The 21,133-nt window shown below is 68.9% G+C and carries 21 protein-coding genes; 9 read left to right on the forward strand and 12 right to left on the reverse strand.

What is annotated here, in order from left to right:
* Positions 1 to 54: 54 nt before the first annotated feature.
* On the reverse strand, positions 55 to 1,383 hold the full coding sequence (locus tag ACU6XJ_RS10910) for an amidohydrolase family protein (protein WP_476309311.1): 1,329 nt from the start codon (positions 1,381 to 1,383) through the stop codon (positions 55 to 57).
* Here ACU6XJ_RS10910 and ACU6XJ_RS10915 point away from each other — a divergent pair.
* Complete coding sequence (locus ACU6XJ_RS10915) at positions 1,382 to 1,567, forward strand: hypothetical protein (protein ID WP_476309313.1); 186 nt, start codon at positions 1,382 to 1,384, stop codon at positions 1,565 to 1,567. The genes ACU6XJ_RS10910 and ACU6XJ_RS10915 overlap by 2 nt on opposite strands.
* A gap of 5 nt (positions 1,568 to 1,572) precedes the next feature.
* Here the strand turns inward: ACU6XJ_RS10915 and ACU6XJ_RS10920 are convergent, their stop codons facing one another.
* The 3 genes from ACU6XJ_RS10920 to ACU6XJ_RS10930 all read right to left on the reverse strand — a co-directional run bounded on the left by ACU6XJ_RS10920 (position 1,573) and on the right by ACU6XJ_RS10930 (position 4,028).
* The gene (locus ACU6XJ_RS10920; RefSeq protein ID WP_476309316.1) at positions 1,573 to 2,604 is read right to left on the reverse strand and encodes a nitric oxide synthase oxygenase; all 1,032 of its coding nucleotides are present in this window, start codon (positions 2,602 to 2,604) and stop codon (positions 1,573 to 1,575) included.
* Between the two features lie 156 nt (positions 2,605 to 2,760).
* On the reverse strand, positions 2,761 to 3,402 hold the full coding sequence (gene trmB, locus ACU6XJ_RS10925; RefSeq protein ID WP_476313930.1) for a tRNA (guanosine(46)-N7)-methyltransferase TrmB: 642 nt from the start codon (positions 3,400 to 3,402) through the stop codon (positions 2,761 to 2,763).
* Between the two features lie 134 nt (positions 3,403 to 3,536).
* Entirely contained in the window at positions 3,537 to 4,028 is a 492-nt protein-coding gene (locus tag ACU6XJ_RS10930; protein WP_476309318.1) for a hypothetical protein, read from the reverse strand.
* A 251-nt stretch (positions 4,029 to 4,279) separates the two neighbouring features.
* Here ACU6XJ_RS10930 and ACU6XJ_RS10935 point away from each other — a divergent pair, with 251 nt between their 5' ends.
* A complete protein-coding gene (locus ACU6XJ_RS10935; RefSeq protein WP_476309320.1) occupies positions 4,280 to 4,792 on the forward strand; it encodes a universal stress protein in 513 nt (170 codons plus the stop codon).
* A gap of 20 nt (positions 4,793 to 4,812) precedes the next feature.
* Here the strand turns inward: ACU6XJ_RS10935 and ACU6XJ_RS10940 are convergent, their stop codons facing one another.
* On the reverse strand, positions 4,813 to 5,568 hold the full coding sequence (locus tag ACU6XJ_RS10940; protein ID WP_476309323.1) for a hypothetical protein: 756 nt from the start codon (positions 5,566 to 5,568) through the stop codon (positions 4,813 to 4,815).
* A 5-nt stretch (positions 5,569 to 5,573) separates the two neighbouring features.
* On the reverse strand, positions 5,574 to 6,536 hold the full coding sequence (locus ACU6XJ_RS10945) for an ABC transporter ATP-binding protein (protein WP_476309325.1): 963 nt from the start codon (positions 6,534 to 6,536) through the stop codon (positions 5,574 to 5,576).
* 325 nt (positions 6,537 to 6,861) lie between these two features.
* Here ACU6XJ_RS10945 and ACU6XJ_RS10950 point away from each other — a divergent pair, with 325 nt between their 5' ends.
* Positions 6,862 to 7,296 carry a PPOX class F420-dependent oxidoreductase gene (locus ACU6XJ_RS10950; protein WP_476309328.1) on the forward strand — a complete coding sequence of 145 codons (435 nt, stop codon included), beginning with the start codon at positions 6,862 to 6,864 and terminating at the stop codon, positions 7,294 to 7,296.
* On the opposite strand, the gene ACU6XJ_RS10955 is transcribed toward ACU6XJ_RS10950, so the two are convergent.
* The 4 genes from ACU6XJ_RS10955 to ACU6XJ_RS10970 all read right to left on the reverse strand — a co-directional run bounded on the left by ACU6XJ_RS10955 (position 7,293) and on the right by ACU6XJ_RS10970 (position 10,629).
* Positions 7,293 to 8,099: an HAD family hydrolase gene (locus tag ACU6XJ_RS10955; protein ID WP_476309331.1), complete on the reverse strand. Its 807-nt coding sequence runs from the start codon at positions 8,097 to 8,099 to the stop codon at positions 7,293 to 7,295. The genes ACU6XJ_RS10950 and ACU6XJ_RS10955 overlap by 4 nt on opposite strands.
* 34 nt (positions 8,100 to 8,133) lie before the next feature.
* A complete protein-coding gene (locus tag ACU6XJ_RS10960; RefSeq protein ID WP_476309333.1) occupies positions 8,134 to 8,793 on the reverse strand; it encodes a response regulator in 660 nt (219 codons plus the stop codon).
* 45 nt (positions 8,794 to 8,838) lie between these two features.
* Positions 8,839 to 10,041, reverse strand: coding sequence for a sensor histidine kinase (locus ACU6XJ_RS10965; RefSeq protein WP_476309335.1), 1,203 nt, complete (start codon positions 10,039 to 10,041; stop codon positions 8,839 to 8,841).
* A 132-nt stretch (positions 10,042 to 10,173) separates the two neighbouring features.
* Complete coding sequence (locus ACU6XJ_RS10970) at positions 10,174 to 10,629, reverse strand: hypothetical protein (protein ID WP_476309337.1); 456 nt, start codon at positions 10,627 to 10,629, stop codon at positions 10,174 to 10,176.
* 168 nt (positions 10,630 to 10,797) lie between these two features.
* Here ACU6XJ_RS10970 and ACU6XJ_RS10975 point away from each other — a divergent pair, with 168 nt between their 5' ends.
* The 6 genes from ACU6XJ_RS10975 (at position 10,798) to ACU6XJ_RS11000 (ending at position 19,203) form a co-directional block, all read left to right on the forward strand.
* Positions 10,798 to 12,303: a dynamin family protein gene (locus tag ACU6XJ_RS10975; RefSeq protein ID WP_476309338.1), complete on the forward strand. Its 1,506-nt coding sequence runs from the start codon at positions 10,798 to 10,800 to the stop codon at positions 12,301 to 12,303.
* Positions 12,300 to 14,120: a dynamin family protein gene (locus tag ACU6XJ_RS10980; protein WP_476309341.1), complete on the forward strand. Its 1,821-nt coding sequence runs from the start codon at positions 12,300 to 12,302 to the stop codon at positions 14,118 to 14,120. Before ACU6XJ_RS10975 ends, ACU6XJ_RS10980 begins: the two co-directional genes overlap by 4 nt.
* A 109-nt stretch (positions 14,121 to 14,229) precedes the next feature.
* Entirely contained in the window at positions 14,230 to 14,988 is a 759-nt protein-coding gene (locus ACU6XJ_RS10985) for a DUF6802 family protein (protein WP_476309344.1), read from the forward strand.
* Between the two features lie 439 nt (positions 14,989 to 15,427).
* Positions 15,428 to 17,242 carry a phosphoenolpyruvate carboxykinase (GTP) gene (locus tag ACU6XJ_RS10990; protein ID WP_476309347.1) on the forward strand — a complete coding sequence of 605 codons (1,815 nt, stop codon included), beginning with the start codon at positions 15,428 to 15,430 and terminating at the stop codon, positions 17,240 to 17,242.
* A 109-nt stretch (positions 17,243 to 17,351) separates the two neighbouring features.
* Positions 17,352 to 18,563 carry a helix-turn-helix domain-containing protein gene (locus ACU6XJ_RS10995; RefSeq protein ID WP_476309349.1) on the forward strand — a complete coding sequence of 404 codons (1,212 nt, stop codon included), beginning with the start codon at positions 17,352 to 17,354 and terminating at the stop codon, positions 18,561 to 18,563.
* 256 nt (positions 18,564 to 18,819) lie between these two features.
* Positions 18,820 to 19,203, forward strand: a complete 384-nt coding sequence (locus tag ACU6XJ_RS11000) for a hypothetical protein (RefSeq protein ID WP_476309351.1) — start codon at positions 18,820 to 18,822, stop codon at positions 19,201 to 19,203.
* On the opposite strand, the gene ACU6XJ_RS11005 is transcribed toward ACU6XJ_RS11000, so the two are convergent.
* Both ACU6XJ_RS11005 and ACU6XJ_RS11010 read right to left on the reverse strand, forming a co-directional pair.
* On the reverse strand, positions 19,169 to 19,837 hold the full coding sequence (locus ACU6XJ_RS11005; RefSeq protein ID WP_476309354.1) for a response regulator transcription factor: 669 nt from the start codon (positions 19,835 to 19,837) through the stop codon (positions 19,169 to 19,171). The two genes, ACU6XJ_RS11000 and ACU6XJ_RS11005, sit on opposite strands and share 35 nt — an antisense overlap.
* Positions 19,789 to 21,030, reverse strand: coding sequence for a sensor histidine kinase (locus tag ACU6XJ_RS11010; protein WP_476309356.1), 1,242 nt, complete (start codon positions 21,028 to 21,030; stop codon positions 19,789 to 19,791). Before ACU6XJ_RS11010 ends, ACU6XJ_RS11005 begins: the two co-directional genes overlap by 49 nt.
* Between the last annotated feature and the right edge of the window lie 103 nt (positions 21,031 to 21,133).

A 21,133-nucleotide genomic window follows, 5' to 3' on the forward strand; every position in this document is an offset into this window, starting at 1 on the left:
ACGCAGTCGCGCCCGCGAGGCTGATGCCGCGTTTGAGCCGGGTTGCGGGAGCGGCTAACGCAGTCGTGCCGCGGCCTTGCGGGCGTCGTGCAGGGCTTGGGCCTGATCCACCCTGGTCGGCACCCCGCCGTCCACCACCTGCTCGCCCGCCACCCACACCGAGTCGACGCAGCGGGAACCCGCCGACCACACCAGGTTCGACAGCAGCTGCGGGTCCGGCACGTCCAGCCCGGCGCAGAACGCGGGATCGTCCACGCCGACATGCACCAGGTCCGCCCAGCGCCCGGCCTCCAGGGCGCCGATGTCGTCGCGGCCGAGCGCCGCCGCGCCCTCGCTGGTCGCCATCAGCAGCGCGTCCGTGGCGGTGAGCGCCGACGCGTCCGAGGCCGCGAGCCTGGCCAGCATCGGCGTCAGCTTCATCTCCTCCCACAGGTCAAGATCGTCATTGCTGGCAGGCCCGTCGGTGCCCAACCCGGTCGCGATCCCGGCCCGCCGCATCTCGGTGATGCGGGCCATCCCCGAGGCCAGCTTGGCGTTGGACCCCGCGCAGTGCGCGACGCCGACGCCGTGGCGGGCGAACACCTCGATGTCCCGGTCGGACAGGTGCACCGCGTGCGCGGCCAGCACCCGGCCTTCCAGCAAGCCGATGCTCTCCAGCAGCAGCGGCACCGAGCCGTGCTCCGCCCGCTGCTTCACGTCCTCGTCGGCGGCCTCCGCCACGTGGATCTGCACCAGCGCACCGCGTTCCCGGGCTGCCGCACCGACCTGCGCCAGCGCCTCGGGCGGCAGCATGTACGCCGAATGCGCCGCATAGCTGACCTCGATGCGCTCGCCGGGTCCGAAGCGCAGACCGTCCCGGTCGATCCAGTCGCTGATGCCCTGGATCATCTGCCCCCAGGTGCCCAGCCGCTCCCACGCGGGCACATCGATGACGGCGGGCCCGATCACCGCGCGGGCACCGGCGGCCAGCACCGCATCGACCATGTGCTCGGCGTAGAAGTACATCTCCGTGCTGGTCGTGACGCCCGCGCGGAGCATCTCGACGCTGCCGATGAGCATCCCCGCCCGCACGTCCTCACCACGCATACGCGCCTCGGCGGGCCACATGTGCTCGTGCAGCCAGCGCAGCAGCGGCAGGTCCCCGCCGACGCCGCGCAGCAGCGTCATCGGCGTGTGTGCGTGGGTGTTGACCAGGCCGGGCAGCAGGATTCCGGTCTGCCGGGCGGCCACCGCCCCCGGCGGCAGCGGGGGCGCGGTGTCCTCCGGCCCGCAGTAGGCGATCCGTCCGTCCGCGCCGATATCCACCGCGCCGTCCCGCAGCACCGTGCACGCGGGGTCACAGGGCAGTACGACGGGTGCGGTGAACCGAGAAACCGTTGCCATGACTGTGATCCTGCCGGCATCCGAACCCGACTCCGCGCGTGTTGTTCACCGCTCGTTCGGCCGCGCCTGCCACGCTGTGCGCGTGCTGCAGAAGACCTCCAAGATCATCATCTCCCTCGTTCTGATCGCACTGGTGCTTGGCGCCGCGATGGGCATCGTCCAGGCGTTCATGGGTCCGGTGTGACCGGATCACGCGCTGAACCGGTACCGCTCGCCCGCGCGCAGTCGGGCCAGCCGTAGCTGAGCCTCGGCGTGGTGGTCGGCGATGGTGACGCCCGCCGCGTCGAAGGAGTGCAGCACCGCCCGGTTCAACTCGACCGCCGCGCGGTCCCGCCACAGGCTCCGGTCGGTTCTGGTATCCAGGCCGAGCCGGGTCGCGACCCTGCGCGCCGCGGCGTAGCCCTGTTCGTCGCCGAGATTGCGGTTGGCGATCTCGGCGCCCACGTACCAGGTGTTGAACACCGTCGGGTAGCCGACGCCGCCCGCGGTCAGCCGCATGTTGCTGATCACCGGCACGGCGTGCCAGGACAGCCCCAGTTCGGCGAACCAGCCGAGTTCGGGATGTCGCAGCGGCACCCGGAGCACCGCGTCCGGCGGCAGGGCGAACAGCGTGGTGCCGCCGTCGGGGCTGTCGATGACGAGCGGGAGCAGGTCGAAGTCGCCTCGGTGTCGAGGGTGCCGCCAGCCGAGCCTGGCCACCTCCTCGGTGAAGCCGGTGTAGCGCGGATCGCCCGCGATCCGGCCGCCTGCGCTGGGATATCCGGCGTAACGCACGAGTTGGTCGTTGCGGACGGCCGCGGCATCGGAGGCGAAGACCGAGACCAGCGGTCGGATCCGGCCCGCGTTGGTGGCGATCCGCAGGTGTTCGACGCACGCCGCGGCCACCTGGGCGGCGGCCCGCACCTCGCGGAGGTCGCGCACGCCCACCCGCTGCCACGGAATGCCGCCCGCGCACCAGCCGCTGCCGCGCAGTGCCCTTCTGGCCGCGTAGCCGAGTTCCCGCGCGGTGTGCCGATACGTCCCCGTTGCCGCGATTTCGGCCCGTACGGAATTGAGCCTGCGGACGCAGTTGCCCGCCCGCGGGTTATTGGTGAAGAATTCGAGCAGAAAACGTTCCGCTGCCGTCTCGATTCCTTCGTCTGTGCCGTCGATCTCCGATCGGCTGAGGTCAGCGCCCTGGTGCGTGGCAACCGACAGACTGATCACTCTGGTGGTGTCCACGGCCCGGAAACGTAGTTCTCCAACCCGGTGACGCGTCACTGCCAGACGGGCATTAAATACACAATCCACTCGCTACACCTGTGAGTGAGCAATTCACTCGAGGTAGTCGTTGCGGTCGACAGCCGAAACTTGAGCCTGCAAACGGGTAGGAATGTTTCACATTCGTTCGAACATCACGTCCCGCACCTCGCGGCCTTCCTCCCGCGCGCGGCGTTCGAACTTGGTGATCGGCCGCCACTCCGGACGCGGTGCCCAGCCGCCCGGTTCGGCCGGGAAGCGGTTGCGCAGCGTCGGTTCCGCGGCGCAGACCGCCATCATCTGGTCGGCGTAGTGCGTCCAGTCCGTCGCCAGGTGCAGCACCGCCCCCGGCGCCAGTCGGGAGGCCGCCAAGGCGATGAACGGCGGCTGCACCAGTCGCCGCTTGTGGTGGCGGTTCTTCGGCCACGGGTCCGGGAAGTAGATGCGGATGCCCGCCAGCGAGTCCGCGGGCACATGCTCCTCCAGCAGCGTGATGGCGTCCCCGCGCAGCAGTCGCAGGTTGTCCACCCCCAGCCGCTCGGCATGCAGCAGCAGTTGGCCGTGGCCCGGTTTGTAGACCTCCACCGCGACGTAGTTGGACTCCGGTGCGGCCGCCGCGAGCGCCGCGGTGGCATCGCCCATTCCGGAGCCGATCTCCAGGATCACCGGGGCGGTGCGCCCGAACCAGGCGTCGAAGTCCAGCGGGCCGTCGAGTTCGCCGACAGTGCGGCCCAGGGTGGGCCAGTACTGGTCCCAGGCCCGCTGCTGGCCGCTGGTCATGCGTTCGCCACGCTGGACGTAGCTGACCACGCGCCGGAAGTGGCTGGGCAGGAAACCGGTGTCGCCGATCGGAGAACTCACGCCCTCCAGTGTCCCTTAGCGGCCGATCGACGCAGGCAGGCGCCCTGCTCGCGTCAGGCGGCGTGCGGGGTGTGCACCGTGTCGAAGGACTCCAGAACCGTCACCAACGCATCCACCGAGGTCGGCAGGACTCGCGGGCTATGCATGTGCGCCGGGATGACGTCCAACCTGCCCGGGTGCCGATCGGTGACCACGACCGTGGTGGGAGTGCGGCCGAGGCGGTCGCTGGGCTCGAACTCCCAGTACCCGCTCTCGCCCTCATCGGCCCACGGCACGAAGATCCAGCCCGGTCGGGCGGAGAGCACCTCGTGCACCCGGTCCTCAAGCTCGAAGCCCGCGGCTCGCGACGGGAGGTCGGCGTTGGCCAGGGCGCGCAGCCACCACGGCGCCGGTGGGCGCTGGTAACGGGAGACCCGGCGGTACAGCCCGAGGACCTCGTGCTCGGGAGCGCGGTGAATCCAGGCGGTTCTGGCGACGGCGGGGGATCTCGGTGGCCGCTGGACGGGCAGGCTCTCCAGGGCCTCGGCCCACTGCAGACCAAGCATCGGCGTTACCGAAGGCGTCAATTCGAGTCCGGTCTTCACCGCTCACCTCTCATCACCAAGGCAGCGAAAAATTGTGTGCTCACCCAGATCGCACGGCCTGGACCAGGCAAATGTCCCAGACTTGTGATTGGGCTCACTGCCCATTAACACAATGTCTACGCTCTTTAACCTGCACGCCACGAATTACCCGAAAAAGGGACTGATCACGCTGTGATCTGGACAACAGCCACCGGTCGCGCTTCCCTGGACACATGGGAGAGCAGGTGGTGGAACACGTGAAGCTCGACGGAGGTGTTGCCGTCGGGTTGGACGGCTCGGCCAGTTCGCAGCGGACCCTCCGGTTCGCCGCCGACGAGGCCAGGCTGCGTGGGAAGAAGTTGCATGTGGTGCGGGCGTGGTCGCTGCGCACGGTGTCCAGACCCCCGGGCTGCCCGCCGGGCGCCATTCCCAGCCTGAGCGACTACGCCGCCTGGCTGGAGCAGCAGACCAGGGAGCTGATCGCGGGAGAGCTGGGCGAGGAACACGATGTCGACATCCGCATCGTGCACACCTCGCCGACCAGGGCGCTGATCCAGGCCTCCGGCGGGGCCGACCTGCTGGTGGTGGGCTACCGGGGCCGCAGCGGTCTCGGTGGGTCGGCGCTGGGTCCTACGGCCGAACAGTGCGTCAAGCACGCGCATTGCCCGGTGCTCGTGGTGCGGCCCTCGATCCCGGAACAGACACGACGGCGCCGCGTCCTCGGATCACCCTCAGGTGTCCGTTGACGCGGCGCCGAAGGTGAGACTCAGGCGTCCCGGCGGTTGGTGACCACGATCGAGATCACCAGCATGCCGATGCACACCGCGGCGAAATAGGCGAGCGCCCCCCACGGTCCGTAGGGCATCTCGACCACCGGCGGCCCGTTCTGGTCGCCCGCTGTCCTGCTGCCCGCCGTGATGAAGTGGTTGGCGGCGGTGAACGGCATCCAGCCCTGGATGTCATCGCCGACCTTCGGCAGCAGCGACACCAGGCCTTCGAGCACCAGCGCCCAGATCAGCAGCAGCGAGATCGCGCCCGCGGTCTGCCGGATCAACGCGCCGACCGCGATGGCCAGCACGGCGGTGAGCGCGTACACCGCGCTGATGCCCGCGACGTTGCGCCAGTCCTGCGAGGTCTCCAGCGCCAGCGGCGACGCCGGGTTGATCAGCTCGACGATGCCGAGCGAGCCGAAGGCGGACAGCAGGCCGATGATGCCCGCGAGCACCGCGACAACGGCGGTCTTGGCCAGCAGCACCTTGGTGCGGCTTGGGTTGGCCAGGAACGTCACCTTCATGGTGTTGAAGCGGTACTCGGTGGTCACCGCGAGCGCGGCGAACACCAGGATCACGTACAGCCCGAAGGTGTAGCCGAACTGCGTCATCGAGACGGTCATCGGCTCGCCCTCGGTGACGGCGGCGAGGAAAGCGGCGAAGCCGATGGTGAGCACGAGCGCGGCGCCGGAGCACCACCATGGCGAGCGGGTGGAGGCGAGCTTGATGCGTTCGACCGCGAGCAGCGTCATGACGATCACTTCCCTGCCTTGACGAGGCTCTCGTCGAGAGCGTGCTTTCCGTTCGGCGTCTCCGCGTCGTGCGCGTGGTACTCCACGGAGTCGCCGGTGATCTGCATGAACGCCTGCTCCAGCGAGCCGCGCTGCGGGGCGAGTTCGTGCAGCACGACGCCCTCCTTGGCGGCCAGTTCACCGATCTTGGCGCTCTCCACGCCGTGCACCAGCAGCGTCTCCGGGTCCGGCTCCTCGATCCTGGCGTCCTGCGCCAGCAGCACCCGCTTGAGCAGCTCAAGCTGCGGCGAGCGCACCAGCACGTGTGCCTCGGTGGCGCTCTCCACGAACTCGGTGGTGGTGCACTGCGCGATGAGCTTGCCCCTGCCGATGACGATCAGGTCCTGGGCGGTCAGCGCCATCTCCGAGAGCAGGTGGCTGGAGACGAGCACCGTGCGGCCCTCGTCGGCCAGCCGATGCATGAGCTGGCGGATCCAGTGGATGCCCTCGGGGTCGAGGCCGTTGACCGGCTCGTCGAAGAGCAGGATCCTCGGGTCGCCCAGCATGGCGGCGGCGATACCCAGCCGCTGGGACATGCCCAGCGAGAAGCCGCCCGCGTTCTTGTTCGCGACCGAGGTCAGGCCGACGATGTCGAGCACCTCGTCGATGCGGGTCTTGGGAAGTTTGTTGGAGCGGGCCAGCCAGGCCAGATGTGCCCGCGCGGACCGGTTGGGGTGCACCCACTTGGCGTCCAGCAGCGCACCGACCTGGCGCAGCGGCTGCTTCAGCTCCCGGTACGGGTGGCCGTCGATCAGCACCCGGCCCGCAGTGGGCCGGTCAAGGCCCAGGATCATCCGCATGGTGGTGGACTTGCCCGCGCCGTTCGGCCCGAGAAACCCGGTGACCCTGCCCGGTTTCACGGTGAACGACAGATCGTTCACTGCCACGGTCGGCCCGTAGCGCTTGGTGAGGCCTACCGCCTCGATCATGTCTTCTCCCTGCTCGATGTTCTGCCACGAGACCGCCGTCCCGCCCCCCGAAGGCGGGACGGCGGTTCCCCCTCGCTGGTCTTGCCGGTCCCCCGACCGGCATGCCATCACCCTGACGCAGCGACAGCGCAAGCGCGTCATGCTGAAGTCGCGTCCACTGTCGAACTCAGGTAGGACATTGCCGCAGTTCAGCGCCTGCGACATCGGTGAGTACCCGGAGCGTGACCCCGGCAATCGCGAGCCCGCTCACTCCGGGAACGCCCCAGCCCGCTTCGGGGTTCCCGTCCCCTCTGCGTGGTTTACCTGCCTTGGCTACGGTGGCCGCGTGACTTACACGGAGGCACCCGAAGGCTGGTGGCGGGAGTTCATCACCGCGCGGCCCGCTCGCACCGGCAAGCTCGCCGTGGTCCGCAAGGACGGCTCACCACATGTGGCGCCGGTGTGGGTGGACCTCGACGGCGACGAGGTGGTGTTCATGACCGGCCGGAGCACGGTGAAGGGCCGCTCGATCCTGCGCGACGGCCGGGCCGCGCTCTGCTTCGACGACGAGCGCCCACCGTTCCACTTCGTCACGGTGACAGGCTCGACAAGGACCGAGGAGGACCCCGAGACGCTGCGGTACTGGGGCGCCCGGATCGCCGCCCGCTACATGGGTGCCGACCGCGCCGAGGAGTACGGGGCGCGCAACGGGGTCCCCGGTGAGCTGGTCGTGTGGCTGCGGCCGGAGCGCATCGTGGCGAAGGTCGGCGTCGCCGACTAGCCGAAGTAGCGGTTCAGCACGGTGGCCACGCCGTCGGCATGGATGGTGTCCGTGACCTCCCTGGCGACCTGTTTTACCTCGTCAGGAGCCTGACCCATGGCCACCGAGTGACCCGCCCAGGACAGCATCTCCACATCGTTGTAGCTGTCGCCGATGGCCAGCGTGTCGGCCACCGGGATGCCCAGCCGCGCCCGCAGCGCCTCCAGCGCCGAGCCCTTGGACACCCCCGTGGGCAGCACGGTCAGCCAGGGCAGCGCGTGGTCGATCACCCACCGCGCACCAGGCAGCAGCACACCGTGGATGCGCTCGGCCATGGCGTGCACGCTGCCATGCGGCCACCACACGATCAGCCGCGGCGACGGAGTGGCCACCAGGTCCTCGCGGTCCACGATGCGCAGGTCACCGGTGAGGCCGTAGTCGCCGACCTCCGCGGTGACCAGGTGACCCAGGCCGGGCCGTTCGGTGGCGAACACCGCGCCGGGCAGCACCTCGCTCAAGGTCCGCAGTGCCGGGCCCGCGTCGAAGGCGTGCTGGGTGGTCACCTCGCCGGTGGCGAGGTCCATCCGCACCGCGCCGTTGGAGCACAGCGCCACCCCGGCGGAAAGCCCAAGCTCCTTCACCACGGGAACGGCGCCGAGGGCGGAGCGACCGGTCGCGATCACCACTGTCGCGCCCGCGGCCACGGTCCGGCGGACGGCGACCTTCACCGCCTCCGAAACCGGGCGTTCCGGCATTGCCAGGGTCTCGTCGATGTCCAGTGCCACCAGCCGGGGTCGCCACGGTGCGATCTGTTCTGCCTGCATCGATCCCACCCTAAGGCGTCGACGCGATCGGGGCTCACTGCTCGCCCGGCGACACCAGCCCGGTCTCGTAGGCCAGCACCACGGCCTGCACCCGGTCCCGCAGGTTCAGCTTGGACAGGATGCGCCCGACGTGGGTTTTGACGGTGGCCTCGGAGAGGAAGAGCTTCCCGGCGATCTCGGTGTTGGACAGGCCCTTCGCGATGAGCACCAGCACCTCGCGCTCCCGCTCGGTGAGCACGTCGAGCACCTTGACGTCGCGAAGTTCGGCGGCGCCGGGAGAGCCGAGGAAGCGGGACAGCAGGCGCCGGGTCACGCTCGGCGACACGACCGCGTCGCCGCTGGCCACCGCGCGCACCGCGGAGACCAGGTCGCCCGGCGGGGTGTCCTTGAGCATGAAGCCGGAGGCGCCGTTGCGGAGCGCGCTGAGCGCGTACTCGTCGAGGTCGAAGGTGGTCATGACGAGCACCTTCGCCGAACCGGCCTCCACGATGTGCTTGGTGGCCTCCACACCGTCGAGCACCGGCATCCGGACGTCCATCAGCACCACATCGGGCCGCAACTCGGCCGCCATCTCGATCGCGGTCTTGCCGTCACCGGCCTCGCCGACGACCTCCAGGTCATCCTGGGCGCCGAGCACCATGCGAAAGCCCATCCGCATGAGCTCCTGGTCGTCGACTAGCAGCACCCGCACCATGCGCGTCAGCCTAGAAGGCCGCAGGGTCGGCGGCGACCGACACGCCTAGCCCGTGCCGGACACCTCCACCGCCGACGGCGGCGGCACGTTCAGCGGCAACTCGGCGTGCACCCGCCAGCCGCCGTTGACCCGCGGCCCCGCGGACAGGTGCCCGTTGAACACCGCGGCCCGTTCCCGCATGCCGATCAGCCCGTTGCCGCCGGAGGCCAGCCCGGCGGACGGCGTGCCGTGGCCGTCGTCGGTGACGTCGACCTCGACGTGGGCCTCGAAGCGGCGCACCGTGACGGTGGCTGCCGCCCCTGGCCCGGCGTGCTTGAGCGTGTTGGTCAGCGCCTCCTGCACGATGCGGAACAGGCCAAGGCCGACACCGGTCGGCAGGGACTGGAGGTCACCGTCGAGCCGCAGTGTCACCGGCAGCCCGACCTGCCGCATCTTCTCCACCAGTTGGGACAGCTCCACCGCGGTCGGCTGCGGGGAGCGTTCGGTGCCCTCGCGCTCGTTGCGCAGCACCCCCAGCAGCCTGCGCAACTCGATCAGCGCCTGCCGCCCGGTGTCGGAGATATTGCCCAGTGCCTGCCTGGTCAGCTCGGGCTGCCGGTCGATGGCGAACGTCGCGCCGTCGGCCTGCACCACCATCACGCTGACCGCGTGCGCCACCACATCGTGCAGTTCGCGGGCGATCCTGGCCCGCTCCTCACCGATCGCGATCTTGGCCTGCTGGTCCCGCTCGAACTCGAGCATCCGCAGGCGGCGTTCCTGTTCGAGCTGGTAGGCGCGGCGGGCGCCGACGAACTCGCCGAGCACCCAGGCCAACGCGAAGATCATGATCGGCCCGAGCACGATGGCGCGGTTCTCGGGGATGACCCGCCAGAACAGCCAGCCGGTGGTGCCCAGCGCCAGCCAGCCAACGTACAGCGCCGCGGTGCGGCGGTTGGTGTAGACGACCAGCGAGTAGAGCATGATCGCCAGCGCGAAGTCGGCGGGCCGCGCCACCTCCTGGCTCTGGTGTGTGAACAGCTGGAGGAAGCCGCCCGCCAGCACCACGTAGGCGGCGAAGGTGATGTGCCCGCGGCGGATCGTCAGCGGCAGGACCAGCAATAGAGCGACGGCCCAGAGCGCGGCGTCGGAGGTCCGCCCGTCGCCGGTCTCCGCGACCAGGAACGGCAGGTCGAACAACGCGATGAACGCGGCGAGCAGCGAATCGCCGATCACCGGGTGCCGTCGCAGGAACAGGCTCAACCTCCGCACCGGGAAAGCGTAGGACCGAAGTCCCAGGTGAGCCGTCAGCCCGCAGGGCGATTTCGGGTCATACGCAGGTCGGATGCGGACGTGAAACGGCGGGCGCCCGATGTCCGGACGCCCGCCGTGGACGGTGTCGAATCAGCGGATGGGGTTGCGCCGGGTGTCGCCGCCGGGACCGACGGGGTTCTGGTCCGTCGTGATCTGGGTGGGCACCCGGCCCTCCTTGGCGCTGCTCAGCCCTGGCGAGGGCTCGTCGTCGTGCACCGCGTGCTCGTACTGGTGCGTGAGCTCCTCCTGAAGCTGCTGCTCCCGGTGCTTGCGCCGGATCTTGCTCAGCACGACCATCGTCGCGGCGTGAATCGCCGCCAAGACGAGCAGCAGAATGCCGATCTGCGCCACGATGGTCTGCGCCGCGGTGCCCGCGTCGATGTCCCAGCCTGAGATCAGGGCGACGACGCCGAGCCCGACGAGGTGGAAGAGCACGCCCACGAGCCGGTTCACGCCGTTGGCCGCCTCGCGGTCGTAGTAGACCTCGCGCAGATAGGCCCGCCCGCTGGCCATGATCAGCTGCCCGTCCAGGACCACGAGTATCACGCCGAATAGGAGAAATGTCAGAAAGCCGTTGTCACCCACTCCGACTCACCCTCTCTTGGCACGCATGACAAGGTGCCTAGACCTGCCCACCGGGGGATTCCCGCCGCCGTTCGGCAGCAAACCTCGTGTCGCTTTGTCGAGTAGCGGGGCGCACGGGAAGATTGCGCCATGACGCAGCAGAGGTGGCCGGGCCCGCTGTCGGCCGCGGTGGCCGAGCTGTGTCTTCACCTGGTGAACCACGCCGACCCGGCGTTGCGCGGCGGGTTCACCGCCGTGCTGGACCGCCTGCGCTCCCCGCTTCAGGTGGCCGTGGCGGGCCGCATCAAGTCCGGCAAGTCCACTGTGGTCAACGCCCTGATCGGGCGCAGGGTGGCGCCGACCGACATCGGCGAGTGCACCCGCCTGGTCACCCGTTTCCAGTACGGCACGGTGGATCGGGTGGAGGTGGTGCGCACCGACGGTTCGCGGCAGGCGCTGCCCTTCGGACCCGCCGGCACCATCCCGGCGGACCTGGGCACCGATCTGGCCGCGGTCTCCCACCTGGAGGCCTACCTGACCAACGACGTGCTGCGCGATCTGACCGTGATCGATACCCCCGGCCTCGGCTCCCTGGACACCGAATCGGCGGGCCGCACCGCCGAACTGCTGGACGAGGTGTCCCGCAGCGCGCTCACCGGCGCGGAGGCTGTGCTGTACGTGGTGACCCAGACCGTCCGGCGCGACGATCACGAGGTGCTGGCCGCGTTCGGCGCCGCCACCGCGCACCGGGAGGCGGGTCCGGTGAACGCCGTCGCGGTGCTCAACAAGGCCGACACCATCCCGCCCGAGTCGGTCACCGGCTCCGACGGCGATGTGCTGCGCGCCGCCGAGCTGCTCGCCAAGCGGCAGGCCGCCGCGCTGGGACCGCGGGTCGCCGCGGTGCTGCCGATGATCGGGCTGCTCGCCGAGACCACCGAGAGCGGCGAGTTCACCGCCGCCGATGCCGAAGCGCTGCACCGGCTCGCCGCGCTGGACGAGGCGGCACGCAAGACCATGCTGCTCTCCGCGGACCTGTTCACCGGCTGGGAGTGCGACATCCCGGTGCCGGTGCGGACGCGGCTGCTGGAACGCCTTGACCTATACGGCATCGAGCGCGCGCTGGCCGCGATCGAGGCCGACCCGCAGCTCACCGCGGGCGCGCTGCGCACCGTGTTGTTCGACGCGTCCGGGCTGAACCCGGTGCGCGCCAGGGTCGACGCCGTCTTCCGCCGCCGCGCCGACGGCATCAAGGCCGCCGCCGCGCTCGCTTCCCTGGCTGCCCTGGCCGCGACCGTGGACCGCCCGGTGGAGCGGGCCAGGGTGCGTGACGGCATCGAGGCACTGTTGGCCAAACCGGAAGCGCACCAGCTTCGGCTGCTGGAGGCGCTGACCGCGATCAGCTCCGGCGCGGTCGAACTGCCCGCGGGCCTCGCGGAGGAGGTGATCCAGTTGGAAAGCGGCACGGACCCCGCCGACCGGCTGGGCATGACGGGCAGGCCGCGCGCCGAGCTCATCGCCTACGCGCTGGAGCGCGCGGGCTGGTGGCGGTCCTTCTCGTCTTTCGGTGCGACTCCCGCGCAGAGCAGGATCGCCTACGTCGTGCACCGCGCGTATTTCCTGCTGTGGCAGCAGCTTCGAGCCGGGAGCGGCGCATGAGCCTGCCCGCGGTCACCCTGCCCCAACAGGTCCGCCAGGCCAGAGCGGAGCTCACCGAGCTGCTCGCCGACCTCGACCCGGCGGCGATCCCGGCGCTCGGCGCGGAGGCACCGATGCCCACCGTGGTGGTGGTCGGAGAGACCAACCGCGGCAAGAGCTCGCTGGTGAACGCGCTCATCGCGATGCCGGGACTGTCCCCTGTGGACGCCGAGACGGCGACCGGCTGCTACCTCGTGCTGTCCCACGGTGACCGGCTCACGGCACAGGCCCGCTACCCCGGCGACACGCCCGCGGTGTCCTTCCCCGCGGAGGACCTGCGCCGCTGGGTCGGGCTCGAGGAGCTGCCGGAGGGCGTGCTGCCGCCGCGGTACGTGGAGCTCACCGCGCCGGTCCCGCTGCTGGAACGGCTGACCCTGGTGGACACCCCCGGCGTCGGCGGACTCGATGCGGCACACGGCGAACTCGCGGCCGAGGCGGCGGCATCGGCCACCGCCCTGCTGTTCGTGGTGGACGCCTCCGCGCCCTTCACCGAAGGCGAGCTGCGGTTCCTGCGCACCGTGTCGGAGCGGGTCGAGACGGTCGTCTTCGCGCTCACCAAGACCGACCGCCACCGGGGCTGGCGCGAGATGCTCGCCGCGGACCGGTCGCTGCTCGCCGAGCACGCGCCGCGGTTCGCCGATGCCCGCTTCTTCGCGGTGTCGGCGCGATTGGCCGAACTGGCCGCGACCGTGCCTGCCGAGCAGGCGGCGCTGCTGAGAACGCAGTCCGGCGTCGCGGAACTGCAAACCGCGCTGTGCGAACTCGTCGCGGGCCGCGCCGCCATGCTCACCGAGGCCAACGGGCTGCGGGCGCTGAGCTCCGAGCTGGACCGGCAGAGCGTCCGGCTCACCGCGCTGGGCCGCGGGCTGGCGGGCGGCGAGCAGGAGGCGGACGCGCTTCGGGAACGGCGTGAGGAACTGGCCGCGCAGCGCCGCTCGTCCACCAGGGGCTGGCAGCTGAGGCTGCGTGGCGAGGTGCAGCGGGCGCGGGTCGCGGTGACCCACGAGGTGAGCGGCCAGATCCGCGAGCTCCAGACCTGGTTCCGGGGTCGGATCGACGCCGCCGACCGCGCCGGGCTGGCCGTGTTGCCGCAACTGGTGGACACGGCGTTGCAGGTGGTGTCCGGCCGGGTGAGCGGGTCGCTGAACGAACGCATCGCCACGCTCACCGACACAGTGCTGGCCGAGCTGTTCACCGTCGACGAGCTCTCCTTGATCAGGGCACAGTGCGTGCGGTCCGGCACGCCGATCCTCGCGTTCCGCCCGCCGGAGAAGCGCCCGCCCAGCGCCGAGGACAAGCTGCTGGTGTTCATGGGCGTGTCAGGGGGCCTTGGCGTCGGCAGGCTGGCCGCGATGCCGCTGGCGGGCCTGAGCATCGGGGTGCTCAACCCCGTCGTGCTGCCGGTGACCATCGCGCTCGGCCTCGGCGCTGGCTGGTGGATGGCAAAAACGCGCAAGAACAGTGCCGACAAACAGCACCTGAAGCAGTGGCTCAGCGATGCCATTGCCGACGCGCGCTCCACTCTCGATCAGCTGGTGGCCGAGCAGTTGATCGAGGCAGAACAGCAGCTCTCGCTCGCCTTGGACGAGGCGATGTCCCGCCGGATCGCCGCGATCGAGGACGAGCTTCGCGAGGTGGACCGGGCGCTGCGCCTGGACCAGGCCGAACGCAACCGCGAACTCGCACTCAACGCCAAACGCCTCGCCGAGGTCGAGGCGGGTCGCCGCCGCTGCGAGCACCTGCTCGGCCGGATTCGCGAGCTTCGCGACCGCCGGTGACCGCCACCGAACAGGTGGGCGTGCCCTCGGTCGTTTGAAGGGCGGAACCAAACAGGCCTACCGTGAGTCCTAGGCGCAGGCAGTTGCCGATGCTGGATAGGGGCTTGCGATGTACGTGGACGAGAACGCGGGCAGCGACGGCGACGTCAAGGTGACCGTGGCAGGCGAGGAGTACACCGCCGAGGCCAACACCGACTCCGACCACGACGGCGTGGACGAGACCGCGATGGTCGAGACCGACGGCGGCTACCTGGCCTTCTCCGACACCGACCACGACGGCGACGCCGATGTGATGGTCGAGCTCAACGAGCGCGGCGAGGTCGTCAGCCAGGCCCGCTTCGACGAGGCCGTCGGCGAGTGGGTGCTGGTGGAGCCGGGGCAGCCGACGGGCGTCGAGGGCGAGACGGTCCGGCACACCGGCGGCGCGATGCGGGTCGACACCGCGGAGGGCGCCCGGCAGGTCGGGGCCCCGACCGAGGACACCGATGGCGACGGGCGACCGGACACCGCCATCGTGCGAGGTCAGGACGGTGGCGCCGTGCTCTACACCGACGTCGACGGCGACGGCACCGCCGATATCGCCACCGAGATCAGCGCCGATGGCGAGGTCACCGTCTCCAAGCACACCGGGCCGGGCCAGTGGACTCAGGTGGAGCACGGCCGCATCGGGGACGACGGCAGCTACGAGACCTCGGCCGCGAATGTGGCGGGCGATGACGCGTGGCGGGACGGTGATATCCAAGGTATCCAGGCCGCGTCGCCGACCACACCGGTGCGAATTGATCCGGCCACCGGAACATGGGTCGACGACGCTCCCAATAACGCGGTCGACGATCACCGATCGGACACCGGGCGCCAATGGGGCTGATTCGAGCGTCGTCACTCTGCGCGTTGTAAGCAATGTCGCTTTGTTAATTTCGTAAAATATCGGCGCTGCGGCGGGGTTTCACCCCGGGTGCTGCGGGTCACGCCGCACAGGTTGTCTAGACCACCTGCCACCAGCCGTTATGCCAGTGCTTGTGATCAGGTAAGGAAGATCACTCAGGTACTTCGTTTAGCTGTTGTCCATTCACCCGTCTGCCGTTGGTAAACGGGTTCTGAATCGATTCCCTAATCGTTTTTGTGAGGGAGCCGACAGCTTCGGGTTGGGGGAGCGGGTATCCGTGCGACTAGCCTCGCTACATCCCCTTTACAAGGCCAGGCCCGTCGCCCGGGCGGGGCGGAGCATTTCCGCCGGGCGGCGGTCTTCGCCTTTCCGGCAGAGCGTTCGGTACGGGCAGCGGCGCCCAGTCAGGAGACGAGACGTGATGACAACTTTGACCATCCCCGGTCTCGACACGGCACCAACCACGCATGGGCGCCTCCTGTCCTGGGTGCGTGAGGTAGCCGAGTTGACCACCCCCGACGAGGTCGTGTGGGTCGACGGTTCAGATGAGGAATGGACCCGACTCACGGACAAACTCGTGGAAGCGGGCACGTTCACCCGCTTGGAGAAGAAACAGAACTCGTTCTGGTGTGCCTCCGACCCCAATGACGTGGCGCGGGTCGAGGAACGGACGTTCATCTGCTCGGCGGATGCCGCTGACGCCGGGCCGACGAACAACTGGATGCACCCGGACGAGATGAAAGCGATCATGACGGAGCTCTACCGGGGCTGCATGCGTGGTCGCACCATGTACGTGATTCCGTTCTGCATGGGTCCGCTGGACGCGGAGAAGCCCATGCTCGGTGTGGAGATCACCGACTCCGAGTACGTCGTGGTGTCGATGCGCGTGATGACGCGGATGGGTTCCAAGGCGCTGGCCCTGTTCGGCGACGACGCGGACTTCGTGCCCGCCCTGCACTCCATCGGCGCTCCGCTGGAGGTCGATCAGGAAGACGTGCCGTGGCCGTGCAACGAGACCAAGTACATCGTGCACTTCCCCGAGGAGCGCATGATCTGGAGCTACGGCTCCGGCTACGGCGGCAACGCCCTGCTCGGCAAGAAGTGCTACTCGCTGCGCATCGCCTCGGTGATGGCGCGCGACGAGGGCTGGCTCGCCGAGCACATGCTGATCCTCAAGCTGATCTCCCCGGAGAACAAGGTCTACTACGTCGCCGCGGCCTTCCCGAGTGCCTGCGGCAAGACCAACCTCGCCATGCTTGAGCCGACCATCCCCGGCTGGAGGGTCGAGACCCTGGGCGATGACATCGCCTGGATGCGCTTCGGCGAGGACGGCCGCCTGTACGCGGTCAACCCCGAGTACGGCTTCTTCGGTGTCGCGCCCGGCACCAACTGGAAGACCAACCCCAACGCCATGCGCACCCTGGACCGGGGCAACTCGGTCTTCACCAACGTCGCGCTGACAGATGACGGGGACATCTGGTGGGAGGGCATGGAGGGCGACCCGCAGCACCTGACCTCCTGGAAGAAGCAGGACTGGACTCCCGAGTCCGGTGAGCTGAGCTCGCACGCCAACTCGCGCTACTGCACGCCGATGGCGCAGTGTCCGGTGCTGGCCCCGGAGTGGGAGGACCCCAAGGGCGTCCCGATCTCGGCGATCCTGTTCGGTGGCCGCCGCGCCACCACGATCCCGCTGGTGACGGAGTCCCGCGACTGGCAGCACGGCGTGTTCATGGGCGCCACCCTGTCCTCGGAGAAGACGGCGGCGGCGACCGGCAAGGTCGGCGACGTGCGCCGCGACCCGATGGCCATGCTGCCGTTCATCGGCTATCACGCGGGCGACTACTTCAACCACTGGGTCGGCATCGGCAAGGAGGCCGACGCCACCAAGCTGCCGAAGATCTTCTACGTGAACTGGTTCCGCCGGGGCGAGGACAAGCGCTTCCTGTGGCCCGGATTCGGCGAGAACAGCCGCGTCCTGAAGTGGATCATCGAGCGCATCGAAGGCAAGGCTGCCGCTGTGGAGACCGCCATCGGCCACGTCCCCACGATTGATCAGCTGGACGTGTCCGGCCTGACCGATGACCTTGCGGACATCGAGGCTGCGTTGCAGGTCGACCCCGAGGAGTGGAAGGCCGAGCTTCCGCTGATCGAGGAGTGGTTCGACAAGATCGGCGACAAGCTCCCCACCTCCATGCGAGATGAGCTGGAGGCTCTGAGGCTCCGCCTCGGCGCCTGATCAAGAGTGTTGATGGCCCCGCAGGCAGCTTGCCTGCGGGGCCATTCTCTTTTAGGTGTCGGACTGCACGCGTACCTTTGGTGTCACAGCCGAAACGGAAGGTGTTCCGATGGCAGCCACTGAAACCACGATCGGTGACCGCATTCGGAGATTTCGCGGCAAGCTCATGACGCAGCAGGAACTCGCCACCGCTGCGGGTGTGAGTGTCGACGTGATCCGAAAACTGGAACAGAACCAGCGGCTTACGACCTCGATCGGCACACTGCATAAGATCGCCCGAGCATTGGATGTGGACACCTCGCTGCTACTGGCCAAAGGCGTCCAGATGCCATCAGGTGACCCGGCAGAAGGCATCGTGGCACTTCGGCGCGAGCTGACTTCCGTTGACGACCTGCTCGGCGAGGTTCGTGGCGAAGCTCTGTCGATGGCTGAGGCGAGGAGAACGGTCGCCTACGCGTGGGGTGCCTATTGGAACGGCGACTACGACTCTCTTGGCGCCTTGTTGCCATCCGCCATCTCTGCGTTGAAAGCAACAGTGCACGCCGCAAGCTCAAGTGAGCGCGGCACCGCACATGAACTCATAGCTCGTCTCTACTGGGTAGCCGCTTGCTCACTTGTCCACTTGGGACAGTCGGATACGGCCTTCCTGGCAATCCGCATGGCGCTCCAGACCTCCGAGCGAGGCAATGATGCATTGCTGAACGCGGCACTTCGTTCTTCGGTCGCTTGGCAGTTGCTTACTCAAGGCCGATACGACGAGTCGATGCGGTTGGCGACTCACGCGGCCGAGACCGTTGACCACAGCGGTGAGATGCCTCCTGAGCAGCTTTCGGTCTTTGGGAATCTGCTTCTGACCGCTGCAACAGCGGCAGGAAGGGCTCGCCGTGTGGATGAGGCGTGGAACCTCATGCGATTGGCCGCCGAAGTCGCGGAGCGTCTCGGGCATGATCGCAACGACTACGAGTCGGCCTTCGGTCCAGCTCAGGTGATCATGCAGTCGGTAGACGTGCATGTTGTCACGGAAAACTTCCCAGCCGCACTCGATGCTGCCCGAGAGATGCCAAGAGATGTCGCGCTACCGCTGGCCAGTCGTGCTCGGCACTTTGCGGACCGTGCTTATGCGCACGCACGCCTAGGCCACTATCAGCAGGCCCTTGACGTCTTGCTCACCCTGGAGCGGGTTGCGCCCGCGTGGACGCGGCACCAGACGCTGCCGAAACTCGTGCTCATCGAGTTGGCCGAGAATTCGCGCGGATGGGCGAACCGGTCGGCTCTACTCGACCTGTCGCAGCGATTGGACATACAACTCTCACCTATTTGAGCGATGCAAGTAGGACTTCCTGTCCTACCCTGAATTGAATATTCAGTCATACCGTCTCATTTATGGCTGGAGAATATGAATGGCGGACCTGTGCCGAGGAAGAGACCGCTCATGCGTATCCCGCGTGGCTGGTGTCCGATCTCGGGGCCAGTTGGGTGCGCTCCGCGTGCGGTCAGGCAGCCCGGCTGTTTGCCCTTTCCAAGGGGAAGGTCTCGACTGACTGCCGCTGTACGGCGTGCTCGCTATGTCTCGCCCGGTGACCAAGCTCGGCCTGGAGGATCTCCTGGCCGAGCTTCGACTTCGAAACTGGACGCTATTCATCTTCGGGCCTCGGGATTTCCCCGACATCGTCGCCGCTACCTTTCGCCATTCCGACTGCATCGACGTTCTGATCATTCGCGGCGAGGAAGACGCCACCGCCTACCGCACGGTCATCGACCCCGACATCAGCATCTTCCAACCGCGACTTCTGTTGTGGAAATACCACGCGTGCGCCCTCTGGACGCTGCGCATGGTCTTGGCGCTCGGCCCGCCATCGTCGCGCGTTCACCCGGAGGCGCCCGACCAGCGCTGTGGCCTGCCGACCAACCTGCCCAAGCCGATGGTCATCCGCCCGCTTGGCTGGTCGTCCCATCATTGAGGTAGGCCAACACCGCGAGCACCCGGCGGTTGTCGTCCTCCGAGGGCGGCAGCCCGAGCTTGTCGAAGATGCCGGTGATGTGCTTGCTGACCGCCTTCTCTGTGACGAAGAGGGCTCCCGCGATGGCGTTGTTGGAGCGGCCCTCCGCCATTAACCCCAGCACCTCTCGCTCGCGCGGTGTCAGGGTGCCGACGGGGTTCTGACCACCATGTTTGGCCAGCAGCCTGGAGATCACCTGCGGGTCCATCGCCGTGCCGCCGCCTGCCACCCTGCGCACGGCGTCCACGAACTCCGCGACGTCGGCGACACGGTCCTTGAGCAGATACCCGACTCCGCCGCCCCGGTCGGAGAGCAGCTCGCGGGCATAAAGCTGCTCCACGTACTGCGAGAGCACCAACACCGGCAGATTGGGCACCGCCTTGCGGGCCTCGATCGCCGCCCGCAATCCCTCATCGGTCTGCGTCGGCGGCAGCCGCACATCCACCACCGCGACCTCGGGGCGCAGCCGCAGCAACGCGTCCAGCAACAGCGGCCCAGTCCCGACGGCGTCGACCACGCTGAAGCCGTGTGCCTCCAGCAGCCGGATCAGTCCGTCCCGGAGCAGGACGGAGTCTTCGGCAACGACAACTCGCACGGTATCTCCAAGATCGCTGTTGTTCCGCCGCCGACCGGACTGGTCAGCGCCAGGGTGCCGTCGAAGGCCGCCAGCCGCTGCCGAATTCCACGCAGCCCGCTCCCGCCTCGTTCGCAGGCACCGCCGCGCCCGTCGTCGCCCACCATCACCCGCAGCGTGCCCGCGTTGTGCCGCAGGCTGATCCACGCCCGCTCCGCCCCGCTGTGCTTGATCACGTTGGTGAGCAGCTCGGATACCGCGAAGTACACCGCGGACTCCACCGGCGCCGAGGCCCGCCCGGACAGCGTCAGCCCGGTGTGCACGGGGATCGGCGTGTCCAGCGCGAGCGCCTCCAACGCGCCGACCAGGCCCCGGTCGGACAGGACCGGCGGATGGATGCCGTGGATCAGCTCCCGCAACTCGCCCAACGCCTGCCGCGCCGCGTCGCGCGACTCCAGCACAAGCTCCCGCGCCTGATCGGGACGCCGCTCCAGCAGTTCGGCGGCCAAGCCCAGGTTCATGGCCAGCGACACCAGCTTCACCTGCGCCCCGTCATGCAGATCGCGCTCGATCCTGCGCAACTCCGCCGCCTGCGCGTCCACCGCCGCCGCCCGCGAGGCGGTCAGCTCCGCGACCCGAGCGGACAGCCGCAAGTCAGCTGCCTCACCCAGCAGGCGCTCCGCGAGCCGCGCCGCGAACAGCGGCGACCGCACGGTCGCCTGCCAGGCCAGAGTGGCCATCAACGCACCCGCAGGTACGAACGCGAACGCCACCGGCCAAGAGCTGATCACGATGCCGTAGTTCATGTACTTCGGATCGAGCGCGAAGTAGTAGATCGGCATGGTGAGACAGGCGTAGGCGCTGAACCAGGTCACCGCCAGCGAGATCGCCATGCCCACCCCGAACGCGGCATGCGCCGGAAACCAGAGCAGCTCGCGTACGCCCAGCCCGCCGCTGGCTGCCGGCGCCCGCACGGGATGGCCCAGCACCCGGCTCGCCCACAGCCGCTGCCCACTCACCAGCTTCGCGGCAAGACCGAGCAGGCCGCGAACCGGCCGGGCCGTGACCCCGCAGTGCGCCAGCAGCAGCGCCACCGCGAGCACCGGCACCAGACCGCTCACCACCAGCGCGAAGCAGTACATGCGCAGGGCGCCGCCCGCCGCCGCGAGACCCCCGCGCAGCGAGCCCGCCAGCCGCGACACGTTCTCCCCCATGCCCCCATTCTCGTCCGCCCAACGCTGATCGGCGGTAGTGCCAGCACCACTTCCGGGGTGGGAAAACGACCGCTCGCTTCGGGGAGATCACTCCATCGCCGCC

It is taken from the genome of Actinorectispora metalli, assembly GCF_056323685.1.

Excerpts from the sequence above, each read along its gene's own strand:
- ACU6XJ_RS10960 (WP_476309333.1), bottom strand. The coding sequence starts at position 8,793 with ATGGTGCGGGTGCTGCTAGTCGACGACCAGGAGCTCATGCGGATGGGC.
- ACU6XJ_RS10935 (WP_476309320.1), top strand. The coding sequence starts at position 4,280 with ATGGGAGAGCAGGTGGTGGAACACGTGAAGCTCGACGGAGGTGTTGCC.
- ACU6XJ_RS10995 (WP_476309349.1), top strand. The coding sequence starts at position 17,352 with ATGGCAGCCACTGAAACCACGATCGGTGACCGCATTCGGAGATTTCGC.
- ACU6XJ_RS10940 (WP_476309323.1), bottom strand. The coding sequence starts at position 5,568 with ATGACGCTGCTCGCGGTCGAACGCATCAAGCTCGCCTCCACCCGCTCG.
- ACU6XJ_RS10990 (WP_476309347.1), top strand. The coding sequence starts at position 15,428 with ATGACAACTTTGACCATCCCCGGTCTCGACACGGCACCAACCACGCAT.
- ACU6XJ_RS10955 (WP_476309331.1), bottom strand. The coding sequence starts at position 8,099 with ATGCAGGCAGAACAGATCGCACCGTGGCGACCCCGGCTGGTGGCACTG.
- ACU6XJ_RS10980 (WP_476309341.1), top strand. The coding sequence starts at position 12,300 with ATGAGCCTGCCCGCGGTCACCCTGCCCCAACAGGTCCGCCAGGCCAGA.
- ACU6XJ_RS10930 (WP_476309318.1), bottom strand. The coding sequence starts at position 4,028 with ATGCTTGGTCTGCAGTGGGCCGAGGCCCTGGAGAGCCTGCCCGTCCAG.
- trmB (WP_476313930.1), bottom strand. The coding sequence starts at position 3,402 with ATGACCAGCGGCCAGCAGCGGGCCTGGGACCAGTACTGGCCCACCCTG.
- ACU6XJ_RS10915 (WP_476309313.1), top strand. The coding sequence starts at position 1,382 with ATGACTGTGATCCTGCCGGCATCCGAACCCGACTCCGCGCGTGTTGTT.
- ACU6XJ_RS10975 (WP_476309338.1), top strand. The coding sequence starts at position 10,798 with ATGACGCAGCAGAGGTGGCCGGGCCCGCTGTCGGCCGCGGTGGCCGAG.
- ACU6XJ_RS10985 (WP_476309344.1), top strand. The coding sequence starts at position 14,230 with ATGTACGTGGACGAGAACGCGGGCAGCGACGGCGACGTCAAGGTGACC.
- ACU6XJ_RS11010 (WP_476309356.1), bottom strand. The coding sequence starts at position 21,030 with ATGGGGGAGAACGTGTCGCGGCTGGCGGGCTCGCTGCGCGGGGGTCTC.
- ACU6XJ_RS10910 (WP_476309311.1), bottom strand. The coding sequence starts at position 1,383 with ATGGCAACGGTTTCTCGGTTCACCGCACCCGTCGTACTGCCCTGTGAC.
- ACU6XJ_RS10945 (WP_476309325.1), bottom strand. The coding sequence starts at position 6,536 with ATGATCGAGGCGGTAGGCCTCACCAAGCGCTACGGGCCGACCGTGGCA.